Source organism: Burkholderia sp. AU33803 (genome assembly GCF_002223095.1).
Lineage (GTDB): Bacteria > Pseudomonadota > Gammaproteobacteria > Burkholderiales > Burkholderiaceae > Burkholderia.
In genome coordinates this window covers 309,983-323,443 of the sequence record NZ_NKFJ01000007.1, presented here as the reverse complement: position 1 = coordinate 323,443, position 13,461 = coordinate 309,983, and the positions used below count along the sequence as shown (strand labels likewise).

Sequence of the window (13,461 nt, the reverse complement as noted above, 5' to 3'; positions counted from 1 at the left end):
GCATGATGCGGATGCGACGGGAAACGGCTCGCTGTGTGGCGGTCCGTTTCACTGTCAGGCGACACGAGCGACGCCGCAGCCGCAGGCAACACATCGTGGCCGTGCTCGCGCGATGTGTTGCCTACCGCGAATGTCACTGCATCACACCAGTTCGCCCAGACACGCGTCGAACTGCGCGACGAGCCGGTCGACATCATCGGCCGTCGTCTGCGGACACACGAGCATCATGTTGTGGAACGGCGTGATCAGCACGCCGCGATTCAGCAGGTACAGGTGCACGATGTGCTCGAGTTCGCTGTCGAGCTGCGCACCGGCGATCGTGCCGTTGCGCGGCGGCGTGGGGGCGAACTGGAACTCGGTGCGCGCGCCGATGCGCGTCACGCACCACGGCAGTTCGTGTTTCGCGATCGCCTGCTCGAGCCCCGTCGCCAGCCGCGCGGCGAGTTCGAACATATGCGCATAGGCCGCGTCGGTCGCGACTTCGGCGAGCGTCGCGCGCATCGCATGCATCGCGAGCATGTTCGCGGTGAGTGTCGTACCGATCCCCGAATGGCCGGGCGGCGCGTTCAGCTTCGCCTGCTTCGCGCGTTCCGCGAATTCGGCGCTGAACCCGTACACCGCGCACGGCACGCCGCCCGCGATCGGCTTGCCGACCACCAGCATGTCCGGCTCCAGATCGTGTGCGACCGCATAACCGCCCGGGCCGCTGCTGATCGTGTGCGTCTCGTCGATCACGAGCAGCGTGCCATGGCGGCGCGTCAGTTCTCGGGCCGCCTCCCAGAAGCCCGGATCGGGCAGCACCATCCCGATGTTCGTCATCGCGGGCTCGGCGAGCACGCAGGCGACATCGCCGCCTTTCAGCGCGGCTTCGAGCGCCGCCAGGTCGTTGAATTCGACGACGCGCGTGTTCGCGAGCAGGTCGTACGACTGCCCGAGCAGGCTGTCGCGCTGCACGGGGCGGCCATCGACGAGATCGACGAACACGTCGTCGACCGTGCCGTGATAGCAGCCGTTGAACACCACGATCGTGTTGCGGCCGGTGGCCGCGCGCGCCCAGCGCAGCACGAAGCGGTTCGCGTCGCTCGCGCTCAATGCGAATTGCCAGACCGGCAGCTTGAAGCGGCGCGCGAGTTCGCGCGACACCCACGCGGCGTCCTCGCTCGGCAGCATCGTCGTATAGCCGCGTGTGGCCTGCTCGACGAGTGCGCGTGCGACGGGTTCCGGCGCATGGCCGAACATCGCGCCGGTGTCGCCGAGGCAGAAGTCCACGTAGCGATGGCCATCGACGTCGGTGAACGTCGCGCCGCGCGCTTCCTTCACGTATAGCGAGAACGGTGTCGACCAGTCCTGCATCCAGTGCAACGGCACGCCGAACAGCAGGTGCTCGGACGCTTCCGCGGACAGCGCGCGGGAAACCGGCATGGTTTCGGTGAATGCACGGCGCTCGCGATCGAACAGTGCGCGGGCGCGGATGAGGTCGACTCCGTGACGGGAAGGCAAAGGCAACTCCTGGGCTGTGAAGGTGCGGAAACGATAGCGCGGGCGGCGGGCGGATGAACAGGGGGGAAATGACGGAGGCGCGTTGGCTGCGGCGCGGGCGAGTGGTGGATATTTTTTATAAAAGTTTTTGCGCATAAACCGGCGCGGAGCGGCCCGGCCGGCTTTATTGCATCGAAAGTTGGCGAGCGCTTACATCGTTGACGTCCGGCCGGAGGCGGACGAGGCGGGCACAAGGGCTGCGTCTCTCGATGCCCGCTCGCCGCCGCGGCGCATTACCCGAGCGTCTTGACCATGTGGTGCTCGTCATAGAACCGCCCATCGACGAACATCGAGCGCGGTTCCGTCCCGAACCGCACGAACCCCTGCGACGCATACAGCCGTTCCGCGGTGGCGTTGACCTCGTTCACGCACAGCATCAGCTGCTTGCAGTCCCATTCCCGCGCCGCGTGCGCGGTCGCGCTTTCGAGCAGCGTTTGCGCGATGCCTCGCCCGCGATACGCGGGATCGACGAACACGCCCCAGATCGTCGCCTTGTGCGCGATTTTCACGCGCGCATCGCGGCGTACGCCCGTGATGCCGACGAGCGTATCGCCGTCGAACGCGCCGTACACCGCACGTTCACGGGTCGGCGTGATGCGCGTCGCGAATTCGTCGACCGGCACCTGCGATTCTTCGTCGAGCGTCGGCAGGAAGGAGGTGGGGGCGGTGTCGACCGCACGCAGGCGAACGGTCTGGAAACGGGCGGCGTCGGCCGCATCGAGCAGGCGGGTGGTGATCGTCATCGGGAGCGTTCCGGTTGAAGGTCGTGCATGCCGGCGCGAGCCGCTGGGGTCGCAGGATGCATCGTCCTTATCGTAATAGGAATCCCGGTGTTGCGCGGTGGCGTTCGGCACCGCCGCGTGATCGCATTCAGACCGTCAGACGTCAGATCGCGTCGCGCGGCCGCTTGGCATCGCCGTCGACGCAGCACGCGAGCACCTCGGCATCGGTGTCGCCGAGGCTCAGGTACACGTGCCCGACCGCGCTGTCGAAATACAGGCTGTCGCCGGCGCCAAGCCGGTACGCATGGCCGTTCTCGAAGCGCAGCTCCAGCTCGCCGCTCAGCACGAACACGAACTCCTCGCCGCTGTGCCGGATGTAGTCGGCGAAGTCCGACAGCTTGCGCGCATGAATGCGCCCGCGCACGGGCACCATTCGCTTGCCGGTCAGGTCGTTCGCGAGCATCCCGTACGCGTAGTTCGGCGTGTCGTACACCATCTGCTGGCCGGCCGGCGTGAACGACGGGGTCATCGCGCCGGCGGGCGCGGGGCGGCCGAACATCGTGTCGAAGTCGAGCGCGAGCGCATGCGTGAGCGCGGCGAACTTGTCGTAGGTGAGCGCGATGTCGCCGCGCTCGGCCTTCGAAATCGTCGACACCGCGATACCGGAGCGCTCGGACAGTTGCGCGAGCGTCAGGCCGCGCGACTTGCGCGCGTCGCGCAGCCGCGCGCCGACCGTCTGGTGGTCGAGCTGCGGCGCGGCGTCGGTGGGCGGCGGAACGGGGACGGTGGATTTGGGCATGCGGATACGGGGCGCGGCGTCCGTGACGTGAATACGGGTTTTGTCGTATACGAGAATAAATTTTCTCGTATATGATAATTTTCGTCGAAATCGCCGACGGTGGGCGTGACGGCCACTCTAGCATCGGACGGCGCGAAACTCGCGGAGCCGGTGCGGCCGGCGTGAACGACGCGTATGCGTATCGGCACAGCTCGCCCGTGCGGCGGCTGCCCGACGATTCCGCACACGGCAGCGGCTTTCCCAGCCATTTATTTACCCGGCCGGTCGCGGCCGGCCTTGCGAAGGTGCAAACCATCATGTCCAGTGAAATCCAACGTCTGCAGACGGGCGCACGCATGAGCCAGGTCGTGATCGCGAACGGCTTCGTCCACCTGGCTGGCCAGGTGCCCGATACGGCCGGCGCGCCGATCGCCGTGCAGGCGACCGAAATCCTCACGCGCATCGACGCGCTGCTCGCCTCGGCCGGCATCGACAAGACCCGCGTGCTGACGGCCAACATATGGCTCAGCGATACCGCGCACTTCGACGCGTTCAATGCGGTGTGGGACGCCTGGGTGCCGGCCGGCCACGCGCCGACCCGCGCCTGTGTGCAGGCGTTGCTGATGAAACCCGGTCTTGACGTCGAGATCGCCGTGACCGCGCTCGCCTGACGCCGGCACCGCCCGCCCGAGGAATTCCCGATGACATACGACACGCTCGTCCTGGGCGGCGGCATGATCGGCGTGTCCGTTGCCGTGCACCTGCAACAGCGCGGCCTGTCGGTCGCGCTCGTCGACCGCAAGGCGCCCGGCAACGAGACGTCGCTCGGCAACGCCGGGCTGATCCAGCGCGAGGGCGTGTATCCGTATGCGTTTCCGCGCGGCTTCGGCACGCTGCTGAAATACGCGTGCAACCGCTCGCCCGACGTCCGCTATCACGTCGGCGCGCTGCCGAAACTGATTCCGTTCCTGTACCGCTACTGGCGCAATTCCCATCCGGCGCGTCATGCGGAGATCGCGCGCGCGTATGCGCCGCTGATCGAATACTGCGTGACCGAGCATCGCGCGCTGATCGAAGCGTCCGGCGCCGGCGCATTGCTGCGCGAAGGCGGGTGGCTGAAGGTGTTCCGCACGGCCGCGACGCGCGATGCGGAAACGCGCGCCGCCGAGCGCTGGCGCGCCGAATACGGCGTGACCTTCGACGCGCTCGATGCAGCCGCGCTGCGCGACGCCGAGCCGAACCTGAGCCGCGCGCTGGTCGGCGCGCTGCGCTACACGGGCTCCGATTCGATCAGCGATCCGAATGCGCTCGTGACCGCGTATGCGCGCCACTTCGAGCAGCTCGGCGGCCGCATCCTGACCGGCGACGCGCTGACGCTGTCGGCCGCGAACGGCTGGCGCGTCGACACTGCGCAAGGCCCGGTCGATGCGCGCGCGGCGGTCGTCGCGCTCGGGCCGTGGTCGGACCTGCTGTGCGAACGGCTCGGCTACACGCTGCCGCTCGCGGTCAAGCGCGGCTATCACATGCACTACGCGGCGCAGCCGGGCGCGCGGCTGAACGGGCCCGTGCTCGATGCCGACAGCGGCTTCCTGATCACGCCGATGACGCGCGGCATCCGCCTGACGACAGGCGTCGAGCTCGGGCTTTGCGATACGCCGCCGACGCCCACCCAGCTCGCCGCCGTCGAACCGGTCGCGCGCGAGCTGTTTCCGCTCGGCGCGCGCGTCGACGGCGCGCCGTGGCTCGGCCGCCGGCCGTGCACGCCCGACATGCTGCCCGTCATTGGCGCGGCGCCGCGCCACCGCGATCTGTGGTTCGCGTTCGGGCATGCGCATCACGGCTTCACGCTCGGCCCCGTGACCGGCCGGCTGATCGCCGACCTGATGACCGGCACGCAGCCGTTCGTCGACCCGACGCCGTTTCGCGTCGAACGCTTTCTGCACGGCCGCTGAACCGGCGACCGTGCGCTGCAGCAGGGCGGCCGGCACACGACGCCGGCCGCTCCATCCAGCGGTAGGCCGACCCGGCTCGCCGCGACGATCAACGACTGGAGACAACATGCAACAGCACACGATGCGGCGCGAACTCGGCGCGCGCCAGATCTCGTTCATGGCCCTTGGCATGGCCATCGGCGTCGGCCTGTTCCTCGGCTCGGCGTCCGCGATCAAGGCGGCCGGGCCCGGCGCGCTCGTCGCCTACCTGATCGGCGGCGCGATGATTTTCCTGATCATGCGCGCGCTCGGCGAGATGGCCGTGCACCGGCCGGTGTCCGGCTCGTTCGGTGCGTATGCGTTCGAATACGTCGGGCCGTTCGCCGGCTACGTGGTCGGGTGGAGCTACTGGCTGCTAATGGTCGGCGTCGGCGTCGCGGAGACGACCGCCATCGGCATCTACATGGGTTTCTGGTTTCCGGATGTGCCGCAGTGGCTGTGGGTCGTAGCGGCGATCGCCGCGATCTCGGCGTTCAACCTGCTCAACGTGAAGGTGTACGGCGAACTGGAGTTCTGGTTCGCGATCGTGAAGGTCGTGACGATCGTGCTGATGATCGCGGGCGGCGCGCTGATCGTGTTCACCGGGATCGGCCATGGCGGCGAGCCCGTCGGCCTGTCGAACCTGTGGCGCCACGGCGGCGTGTTTCCGCACGGCGTGCTCGGGGTCGTGAGCGCGCTGCCGATCGTCGCGTATTCGTTCGCGGGCGTCGAGATGATCGGCCTTACCGCCGGCGAGGCGCGCGAGCCGCAGAAGATGATCCCGCGCGCGATCAACTCGGTGCTGTGGCGCATCCTGATCTTCTACGTCGGCGCGCTGTTCATCATCATGGCGCTGTACCCGTGGCACGAACTCGGCGAGCATGGCAGCCCGTTCGTGACGACGTTCGAATCGCTCGGGCTGCGGCAGGCGGCCGGCATCGTCAACTTCGTGGTGGTGACGGCCGCGTTGTCGAGCTTCAACTGCATCGTGTTCAGCGGCGCGCGCATGCTGTCGAGCATGGCCGGCAACGGCCTGGCGCCCGCGTCGTTCGCGGCGCTGAGCGCAAGCGGATCGCCGTCGCGCGCGGTGCGGGCGACCGTGCTGTTCATGTCGGTCGGCGTGGTGCTGAACTTTGTGATTCCGGCGCGCGTGTTCGGCTGGCTGATGTCGTTCCTGTCGTTCGACGTGGCCGTGATCTGGGCGATGATCGTGCTGACCCACATGCGGTTCCGGCGCGCGCTGGCCGCGCGCGGCGAGACGGTGGCGTTCCGCATGCCGTACGCGTCGGTCACGTCGTGGATCTGCCTCGTGTTCGTCGCGTTCGTGTTCGTGATGCTCGGCGTCGACCCGACGACGCGCGGGTCGCTGTACGCCGGCGCGGCGGTGATGGCGCTGATGGCGATCATCTACCGGCGTTCGCGGCACCTGCAGGCGGCTGCGCGGTCGACGCGTGTCGGGCTCGGTGTCGAGCGCGTTTGATGGCGATGCGCTGAGTCGCGGCTGTTGGTGCGGGGGAGTGGCCGTGCGATGGCGCGCGTTGAAGACGGGTGCAAAGGCGCCGCGGCAGTGTCGGCGGCGCGTCATGCGCGCCGCGCGGGCACGAAGAATGAGGGTGACGTGAAGCAGGCGCGCCGTCGCGCCGAACCGGTGCCCGACGTCGAACGCGCGACGATGCGCCGGATCAGCTCAGGCGCACCGCAAGCGAATCAGTAACGCGCCAATTGATTGCCGTTGATCTGCACGCGATCGCCCGGACGCAGGTTGCCCGGCGACTGCACGTCGAACGAGCGCATCGTGCCGTCGCTGACCTGCACGTCGATCCGGTAGCTGCTCGGGCCTTGCGCGGCGCCCATCTGCTGGCCGATCTGGTTGCCGGCCACCGCACCGCCGAGCGCACCGATCACGGTGGCCGCATCGCGGCCGTGACCGCGGCCGAACTGGTTGCCGACCAGGCCGCCGACCAGCGCACCGACGACGGTGCCGGCGACGCCCGACGGGCCGACCGAGCCGTTGACCGGCTGGATGTTCGAGACCGTGCCGTACTGCGTGCCGTAGCCGTTGCCGTACTGCTGCTGATTGCCGTACTGGTCATACGGCTGCGACCCGTATTGCTGCGGGTTGCCGTACTGATCGTACGGCTGCGGCGCCTGGTTCGGATACGGCTGTTGCTGCTGGACGTAACCCGGTTGCGAATACGCGGGCTGCGCGTAGCCGGGCGTCGCGTATTGCTGCTGTTGCGGATACCCCGGCTGCGCGCCGTAGTAACCCGGCGCGACGCAGGCGGTCAGCGGAAGCGCCGCGACGGCGACGAGCGAGGCGAACAGAACGGTCTTCGTGGAAGGCATGCGCATCATGATGATTCCTGCATCGGCAACGGGTTCGCCGACGAATGCCGGAACGGGTGGCGAACTCGGCGTGAGTATAAGGAATGGCCGGAGGCGCGTCCGGTGCGGCCGGGTAACAACGTGTAAAGTTTGTTGCCGCGTAAATCGCCGCGCGGGCGGCGCGCGAAAGCGACGCCCGGCAAGGGCGCGACGCGGCTTCCCGACGCCCGCCTTCCGGCGATGCCGCTGCCGCGCGGTCGTCGGTTTTTCCGTCACATTTCCCGCGATCCCGCCCCATCGCCGTGCCGGGCCCGGCGGCCGCGCGCGCCGCGCATCGCGAAATCGAATGCGCGGCATCGCGACATTTAATTGGCCTCGGGCGACGGCGTCCGATATCGTGGCCGGATTCCCTGCCAACGGTCGCGCCGTGCCGGCTGCGGTGCCTTCCCCTGTCCGCGCCGGTGACGTGCCGCGACCGCCCCACATTCCGAGCCATGACCGATCGTCTCTTCATCAACGCCGTCGACACCGGCGGCCAGCCCATCCAACTCGTCGTCCGTGACGGCCGCTTTGCCGCGATCGGCGCCGCTTGCGCCGCCGCGCCAGGCGCGAAAACGATCGACCTCGACGGCCGCGTCGTGCTGCCCGGCTTCGTCGACGGCCACATCCACCTCGACAAGAGCTTCGTCGGCGATCGCTGGGTGCCGCACGAACCGGTCGGCACGCTGCGCGAGCGTCTCGCGGTCGAAAAGCGCCAGCTCGCGGCCGCGCCGCCGATCGTCGAGCGTGCGAATGCGCTGATCGCGCAGGCCGCCGCCTTCGGCACGGTCGCGATGCGCAGCCACGTCGACGTCGATGCGACCACCGGTCTGTCGAACCTGCAGGCCGTGATGGCCGCGCGCGAGCAATGGCGCGGCATCGTCGATATCGAACTCGTCGCGTTCCCGCAGGCCGGCGTCGTCACGTGCCCCGGCACCGCCGAGATTCTCGATGCAGCCGTGCGCGAAGGCGCGGACGTGGTCGGCGGGATCGACCCGACGACGCTCGACGGCGATGCGGACGGCCAGCTCGACATCGTGTTCGGCATCGCCGAGAAGCGCGGCGCGAAGATCGACATCCACCTGCACGAGCCCGGTGAAACGGGCATCGCGCAGCTGCTGCGGATCGCGGCGCGCACGCGCGCGGCGGGGCTCGGTGGCCGCGTGAACGTGAGCCATGCGTACGCGCTCGGCCAGGTGAGCGACGACGACGTGCAGCGCACCGCGGCGGCACTGGCCGACGCCGGCGTGTCGATCCTGACGAATGCGCCGGGCGACTGCGCGTTTCCGCCGGTGCAAGCGCTGCGCGATGCGGGCGTGCACGTGTTCGCGGGCAACGACAACATCCGTGACGCCTGGTGGCCGTTCGGTAACGGCGACATGCTGCAGCGCGCGATGATGGTCGGCTATCGGTCGGGCTTCTACACCGACGAAGCGCTCGGCATCGCGCTCGACATGGCGACGCACGCCGGCGCACGCGTGATCGGCAAGGAGAACTACGGAATTGCAGTCGGCTGCGATGCGACGTTCGTCGCGGTGCGCGCGCCGAATGCGGCGGCGGCCGTCGCGGGCGTGCCGGCCGAGCGCTGGGTGTTCCGTCGCGGCGAAAGCGACACCGGCGCACCGTTCGCTCCCGCGCTGCGCTTCACGCGCTGACCGACCTGACCGGCGGCACGGCGTGCGCCGTGCCACCTTCGCACTGACCGCACTGACCGACCTCACCGGAACCGACATGACGAACCTGCTGATCCGCAACGTCCGCCCGAACGCCGACGCCGCGCTCGACATCCTGATCGAAGGCGATCGCATCGTGCGCATCGGCCCGTCGCTCGACGCGCCCGCCGGCTGCGCGATCGAGGACGGTGCGGGCGCGCTCGCGCTGCCCGGCCTCGTCGAAGGCCACACGCACCTCGACAAGACGCACTGGGGGATGCCGTGGTATCGCAACCAGGTCGGGCCGCGCCTCGTCGACCGCATCGAGAACGAGCGCCACTATCGCGCGACGAGCGGCCATGACGCCGGCGCCGCGTCGCTCGCGCTGGCGCGCGCGTTCCTCGCGGCCGGCACGACGCGCATCCGCACGCACGTCGACATCGATACCGAAGCCGGGCTGCGGCATCTGCACGGCGTGCTCGCGACGCGCGAGACGCTGCGCGGGGAAGTCGAGATCCAGATTGTCGCTTTTCCGCAATCGGGCGTGCTCAAGCGGCCGGGCACCGCTGCGCTGCTGTCCGAAGCGCTGGCCGCCGGGGCCGATCTGCTCGGCGGGCTCGACCCGTGCGCGATCGAAGGCGATCCGGTCGAGGCGGTGGACGTGCTGTTCGCGATCGCCGAGCGCCACGGCCGCGGGCTCGACCTTCATCTGCACGAACGCGGATCGATGGGCGCGTACTCGCTCGACCTGATCCTGCAGCGCACGGCTACGCACGGCATGCAGGGCAAGGTGACGATCAGCCACGGGTTCTGTCTCGGCGATATCGCCGACCGCGAGCGCGATGCGCTGCTCGCGCGGATGGCCGAACTCGGCGTCGGGCTCGTCACGACCGCGCCCGCGGCGGTGCCCGTGCCGCCGGTGGCCGCGTGCCGCGCGGCGGGCGTGACGGTCATCGGCGGCAACGACGGCGTGCGCGATACGTGGACGCCGTATGGGTCGCCCGACATGCTCGAACGCGCGATGCTGATCGGCATGCGCAACGATTTCCGCCGCGACGATGCGCTCGAGGTCGCGCTCGACTGCGTGACGCACGGCGCGGCGCGCGGTTGCGGTTTCGACGGTTACGGGCTGCAGCCGGGCAGTCGCGCGGACGTCGTGCTGGTCGACGCGCTGACGTTCGCCGAGGCTGTCGTCGCGCGGCCGGTGCGGCGGCTCGTCGTGTCGTCGGGGAAGATCGTTGCGCGCAACGGCGCGCTGGTCTGAGTGAAGCGTGAGCGCAGCGTCGCCCCGGTATGATCGGGTTTTCAGCGGGATTTCCCGGGAGACGACGATGCGACGCACGACAGCGGCACGGGCCGCACGATGGATGGCGGCGGCCCTGTTCGCCGTGACCACCGCGCATGCGGTGGCGGCCGGGTCAACGGACGCGCAGCAGGAAGCCAACCGGCGGACGGTGCTCGCGTTCTACGAAAAAGGCCTGAACGAGAAGGACGCCGACGCCGCGCTCGCGTACGTCGGCGATCGCTACGTGCAGCACAACCCGAACGCGGCCGACGGCCGCGACGGCTTCCGCAAGTTCGTTGCGTTCCTGCGCGACAAGTATCCGCAGTCGCATAGCGAGATCAAGCGCTCGTTCGTCGACGGCGACTACGTGATCCTGCACGTGCATGCGGTGCGCGAACCGGGCACGCGCGGCAGCGCGATCATGGACATCTTCAAGCTCGAGAACGGCAAGATCGTCGAGCATTGGGACGTCAATCAACCCGTGCCCGAGCAGACCGCGAACGGGAACACGATGTTCTGACGGGGGGCGGGCGCGCGGGCGTGTCGACGTGCCCGCGGTCTCGTTGCATCGGCCGTGCCGCGGCGTCCTTCATATTGCCGCCGCATCCCGCCTGCTCGCTACTCCTCCAACTCCAGCATCGTCGCCAGCGCCTTCGTCAGTTCGCTGACCATCGGGTCGGCCGTAGGCCGATGCAGGATCGCGATGTCCATGTGCTCGATCGGCGCGAAGCCCTGCTTCGCGGTCAGCACGACGTGCTCGTCCGTCACCACGCGCGCGGGCAGCACGCTGATGCCGAGCCCGTCCGCGACGGCGGCCTGGATGCCGCTCAGGCTCGACGTCGTGAAGCTGATCCGCCAGCGGCGGCCGCGCTCCTCGATCGCCTTTATCATGTCGTCGCGATAGAGCCCGCGCGGCGGGAAGACGACGATCGGCACCGGGTCGAGATCGATCGTCGGATGCTTCGCGCTGTCGATCCAGCGCAGCTTCTCGGGCCAGCGCACGACGGCCTCGCGGCTGTCGCGTCGCTGCTTGATCAGCACGAGATCGAGCTCGCCGCGGTCGTATGCCGCGCTGATGTCCCGGCTCAGCCCGCACGTCACTTCGAGTTTCACCTGCGGATGCGCGCGCTTGAATGCCGCGAGCGCATGCGTCGTGCGGCCCGCCGCGAAATCGTCGGGCACGCCGAGCCGGATCGTCAGAGCGACCGTGGCGCCCGACAGCGCTTCCAGCATCTCGTCGTTCAGCGCGATCATGCGCCGCGCATAGCTGAGCACCGTCACGCCCGCGTCGGTCGGCCGCACGTCGCGCGTGCCGCGGTCGAGCAGGCGGTGCCCGGCGATTTCCTCGAGCCGGCGCACCTTCTGGCTGACCGTCGACTGCGTCGAATGCAGGCGCGCGGACGCCGTCGTGAAGCTGCCGCAGTCGGCGACCATCACGAGCGCGCGCAGCAGGTCGAGGTCGAACAGGGGTCTATTCATTTATGCACTTCTGCGGATTCGAACATTTCATTTCCAAATGCGTGCGACGACTTTTAACATGGCCGGACGGAGTGGGCAATCGCGGTTTTGCCGGACCCGGCGTGGCGTCGCGGGGTGCCACGGGGGCGCCTGACGTATTGCAGCGGCCGCGTTCGGCGTGCGCGGCACGCAAGGAGGAAACGGGATGTTGTTCAAACGGATCGCGATCATCGCCTCGTTTGCGTTAACCACGCTTACGTCGGCGGTGGCCGCCGCCGACGGCGGCGCGCTCGAAGATCGGCTGCGCCGCGCGGCCGATCGCGGCGATGCGGGCGAAGTGCGCACGCTGCTCGAGCGCGGCGCGCAGATCGATTCACGCGACGGGCAGGGCCGCACGGCGCTCCTGATCGCGACGCACGGCAATCATGTCGATGCGGCGCGCGTGCTGATCGACGCGGGCGCGGACGTCAACGCGAAGGATGCGATCCAGGACAGCCCGTACCTGTATGCCGGTGCGCGCGGCCATCTCGACATCCTGCGAATGACGCTCGCGCACGGCGCCGACCTGCGCAGCACGAACCGCTATCGCGGCACCGCGCTGATTCCGGCGGCGGAGCGCGGGCATGTGGATACGGTGCGCACGCTGATCGATGCGGGCGTGAACGTCGACCACGTGAACCGGCTCGGCTGGACCGCGCTGCTGGAGGCGATCATGCTCGGCGACGGCAGCGAGCGGTACGTGCGAATCGTGCAGTTGCTCGTGGCGGGGCACGCGAACGTCAATCTGGCCGATTCCAACGGCGAGACGCCGCTGCAGCATGCGCGGCAGCGTGGATATGGGGCGATCGAGCGGGTGTTGGTGGCGGCGGGGGCGCGGTAGGGGGCGGAGCGGGTGCAAGCGTGCGGCGATCAGGCCCATACGTCCCGATAGAGATGAAGCGCCTTCGACCACGCGGCGAGGTTTTTCCAGATGGAGCGAAGCGGTGTGCCCGAGCGGTCGGCAGCTTCCTCGGCCGCCTTCACTACAACCGGCAGCGGGACCTCGTCGAGGATGACAGCGAACGGCGCGTCATACCCGGCGGGAATTTGCCCGGAGGCTAACGCGTCGACGAGCAATCGTTCGGTCAATTCGCTCTTGTGGCTGACGTTCGCACCAATGACGGCCTTGTAAAGACCGCGTTGAGCCGGCCGCGGCCGGGTCATGAGTTCGATGCCGAGCAAGCCTAGCAACGGGATCAGCTTGTTGACGCCGAGATCCGTGAGTTTGCCGTTTTCCAGCTGATTCACGGTGACGCGAGAAAGTCCGGCGAGCCTGGCCAGTTGAGCCTGCGTGAGGTCGAGTTCCGTTCTCCGCTTCGCGACGGCCTGACCGATCTCGTAAAGTTGCATGCGAGTGTTCCTGCACGGATCAACGACTCATGAATGTAAGGTATATCTTGCATCTCCGGCTGTACTTGCGCATTCGAGCAGTCCATTTTGCGGTATAGGGTGCATCACCGATTTCATACGAAGGACCCGGGGCGAGGTTTCGTCTTGATTCCCTGTAGAGGCATCACCATCCTGCTGATATCCGGAAAAGCGCGCTTTGTGGCAGATGTGGGCGTCGTAAAGGGTAAACACCAGAACCCCGTATAAATTCCGCAAGATGGTGTCATTTCAGGCTCCACCCCGTCATTCCATCTCGATTCATGAA

General features: G+C 68.3%; 13 protein-coding genes. 7 read left to right on the top strand and 6 right to left on the bottom strand.

Annotated elements, in window-relative coordinates:
• Positions 1–141 precede the first annotated feature (141 nt).
• The 3 genes from CFB41_RS31100 to CFB41_RS31090 form a co-directional block, all read right to left on the bottom strand.
• A complete protein-coding gene (locus CFB41_RS31100; RefSeq protein WP_089459230.1) occupies positions 142–1,500 on the bottom strand; it encodes an aspartate aminotransferase family protein in 1,359 nt (452 codons plus the stop codon).
• A 272-nt stretch (positions 1,501–1,772) separates the two neighbouring features.
• Positions 1,773–2,282: a GNAT family N-acetyltransferase gene (locus CFB41_RS31095; RefSeq protein WP_089459229.1), complete on the bottom strand. Its 510-nt coding sequence runs from the start codon at positions 2,280–2,282 to the stop codon at positions 1,773–1,775.
• A gap of 142 nt (positions 2,283–2,424) precedes the next feature.
• A complete protein-coding gene (locus CFB41_RS31090) occupies positions 2,425–3,060 on the bottom strand; it encodes a helix-turn-helix domain-containing protein (RefSeq protein WP_011353677.1) in 636 nt (211 codons plus the stop codon).
• A 296-nt stretch (positions 3,061–3,356) separates the two neighbouring features.
• Here CFB41_RS31090 and CFB41_RS31085 point away from each other — a divergent pair, with 296 nt between their 5' ends.
• The 3 genes from CFB41_RS31085 (at position 3,357) to CFB41_RS31075 (ending at position 6,489) form a co-directional block, all read left to right on the top strand.
• Entirely contained in the window at positions 3,357–3,710 is a 354-nt protein-coding gene (locus CFB41_RS31085) for a RidA family protein (RefSeq protein ID WP_089459300.1), read from the top strand.
• A 30-nt stretch (positions 3,711–3,740) separates the two neighbouring features.
• Positions 3,741–4,991, top strand: a complete 1,251-nt coding sequence (locus CFB41_RS31080) for an FAD-binding oxidoreductase (RefSeq protein ID WP_089459228.1) — start codon at positions 3,741–3,743, stop codon at positions 4,989–4,991.
• Positions 4,992–5,097: 106 nt separating this feature from the next.
• Positions 5,098–6,489, top strand: coding sequence for an amino acid permease (locus tag CFB41_RS31075; protein ID WP_089459227.1), 1,392 nt, complete (start codon positions 5,098–5,100; stop codon positions 6,487–6,489).
• A 227-nt stretch (positions 6,490–6,716) separates the two neighbouring features.
• Here CFB41_RS31075 and CFB41_RS31065 read toward each other — a convergent pair whose 3' ends face one another.
• Entirely contained in the window at positions 6,717–7,364 is a 648-nt protein-coding gene (locus tag CFB41_RS31065; RefSeq protein ID WP_021158654.1) for a glycine zipper 2TM domain-containing protein, read from the bottom strand.
• A gap of 464 nt (positions 7,365–7,828) precedes the next feature.
• On the opposite strand from CFB41_RS31065, the gene CFB41_RS31060 reads away from it, so the two are divergent.
• The 3 genes from CFB41_RS31060 (at position 7,829) to CFB41_RS31050 (ending at position 10,830) form a co-directional block, all read left to right on the top strand.
• The gene (locus CFB41_RS31060) at positions 7,829–9,028 is read left to right on the top strand and encodes an amidohydrolase family protein (protein WP_089459225.1); all 1,200 of its coding nucleotides are present in this window, start codon (positions 7,829–7,831) and stop codon (positions 9,026–9,028) included.
• Between the two features lie 76 nt (positions 9,029–9,104).
• Positions 9,105–10,289 carry an amidohydrolase family protein gene (locus CFB41_RS31055; RefSeq protein WP_089459299.1) on the top strand — a complete coding sequence of 395 codons (1,185 nt, stop codon included), beginning with the start codon at positions 9,105–9,107 and terminating at the stop codon, positions 10,287–10,289.
• A gap of 67 nt (positions 10,290–10,356) precedes the next feature.
• Complete coding sequence (locus CFB41_RS31050; RefSeq protein WP_089441368.1) at positions 10,357–10,830, top strand: nuclear transport factor 2 family protein; 474 nt, start codon at positions 10,357–10,359, stop codon at positions 10,828–10,830.
• 98 nt (positions 10,831–10,928) lie between these two features.
• On the opposite strand, the gene CFB41_RS31045 is transcribed toward CFB41_RS31050, so the two are convergent.
• Positions 10,929–11,789 (bottom strand): LysR family transcriptional regulator, encoded by an 861-nt coding sequence (locus CFB41_RS31045; RefSeq protein ID WP_069252751.1) that lies wholly within the window; start codon positions 11,787–11,789, stop codon positions 10,929–10,931.
• A 184-nt stretch (positions 11,790–11,973) separates the two neighbouring features.
• Between CFB41_RS31045 and CFB41_RS31040 the strand changes: the two genes are divergently transcribed.
• Positions 11,974–12,648 (top strand): ankyrin repeat domain-containing protein, encoded by a 675-nt coding sequence (locus CFB41_RS31040; RefSeq protein ID WP_089459224.1) that lies wholly within the window; start codon positions 11,974–11,976, stop codon positions 12,646–12,648.
• A 29-nt stretch (positions 12,649–12,677) separates the two neighbouring features.
• Here CFB41_RS31040 and CFB41_RS31035 read toward each other — a convergent pair whose 3' ends face one another.
• Positions 12,678–13,157: a helix-turn-helix transcriptional regulator gene (locus CFB41_RS31035; RefSeq protein ID WP_089459223.1), complete on the bottom strand. Its 480-nt coding sequence runs from the start codon at positions 13,155–13,157 to the stop codon at positions 12,678–12,680.
• Positions 13,158–13,461: the final 304 nt, after the last annotated feature.

What these genes read in the sequence shown, in the direction of transcription:
- CFB41_RS31095 (WP_089459229.1), bottom strand. Translation starts at nt 2,282, where the DNA reads ATGACGATCACCACCCGCCTGCTCGATGCGGCCGACGCCGCCCGTTTC.
- CFB41_RS31090 (WP_011353677.1), bottom strand. Translation starts at nt 3,060, where the DNA reads ATGCCCAAATCCACCGTCCCCGTTCCGCCGCCCACCGACGCCGCGCCG.
- CFB41_RS31085 (WP_089459300.1), top strand. Translation starts at nt 3,357, where the DNA reads ATGTCCAGTGAAATCCAACGTCTGCAGACGGGCGCACGCATGAGCCAG.
- CFB41_RS31080 (WP_089459228.1), top strand. Translation starts at nt 3,741, where the DNA reads ATGACATACGACACGCTCGTCCTGGGCGGCGGCATGATCGGCGTGTCC.
- CFB41_RS31075 (WP_089459227.1), top strand. Translation starts at nt 5,098, where the DNA reads ATGCAACAGCACACGATGCGGCGCGAACTCGGCGCGCGCCAGATCTCG.
- CFB41_RS31065 (WP_021158654.1), bottom strand. Translation starts at nt 7,364, where the DNA reads ATGATGCGCATGCCTTCCACGAAGACCGTTCTGTTCGCCTCGCTCGTC.
- CFB41_RS31060 (WP_089459225.1), top strand. Translation starts at nt 7,829, where the DNA reads ATGACCGATCGTCTCTTCATCAACGCCGTCGACACCGGCGGCCAGCCC.
- CFB41_RS31055 (WP_089459299.1), top strand. Translation starts at nt 9,105, where the DNA reads ATGACGAACCTGCTGATCCGCAACGTCCGCCCGAACGCCGACGCCGCG.
- CFB41_RS31050 (WP_089441368.1), top strand. Translation starts at nt 10,357, where the DNA reads ATGCGACGCACGACAGCGGCACGGGCCGCACGATGGATGGCGGCGGCC.
- CFB41_RS31045 (WP_069252751.1), bottom strand. Translation starts at nt 11,789, where the DNA reads ATGAATAGACCCCTGTTCGACCTCGACCTGCTGCGCGCGCTCGTGATG.
- CFB41_RS31040 (WP_089459224.1), top strand. Translation starts at nt 11,974, where the DNA reads ATGTTGTTCAAACGGATCGCGATCATCGCCTCGTTTGCGTTAACCACG.
- CFB41_RS31035 (WP_089459223.1), bottom strand. Translation starts at nt 13,157, where the DNA reads ATGCAACTTTACGAGATCGGTCAGGCCGTCGCGAAGCGGAGAACGGAA.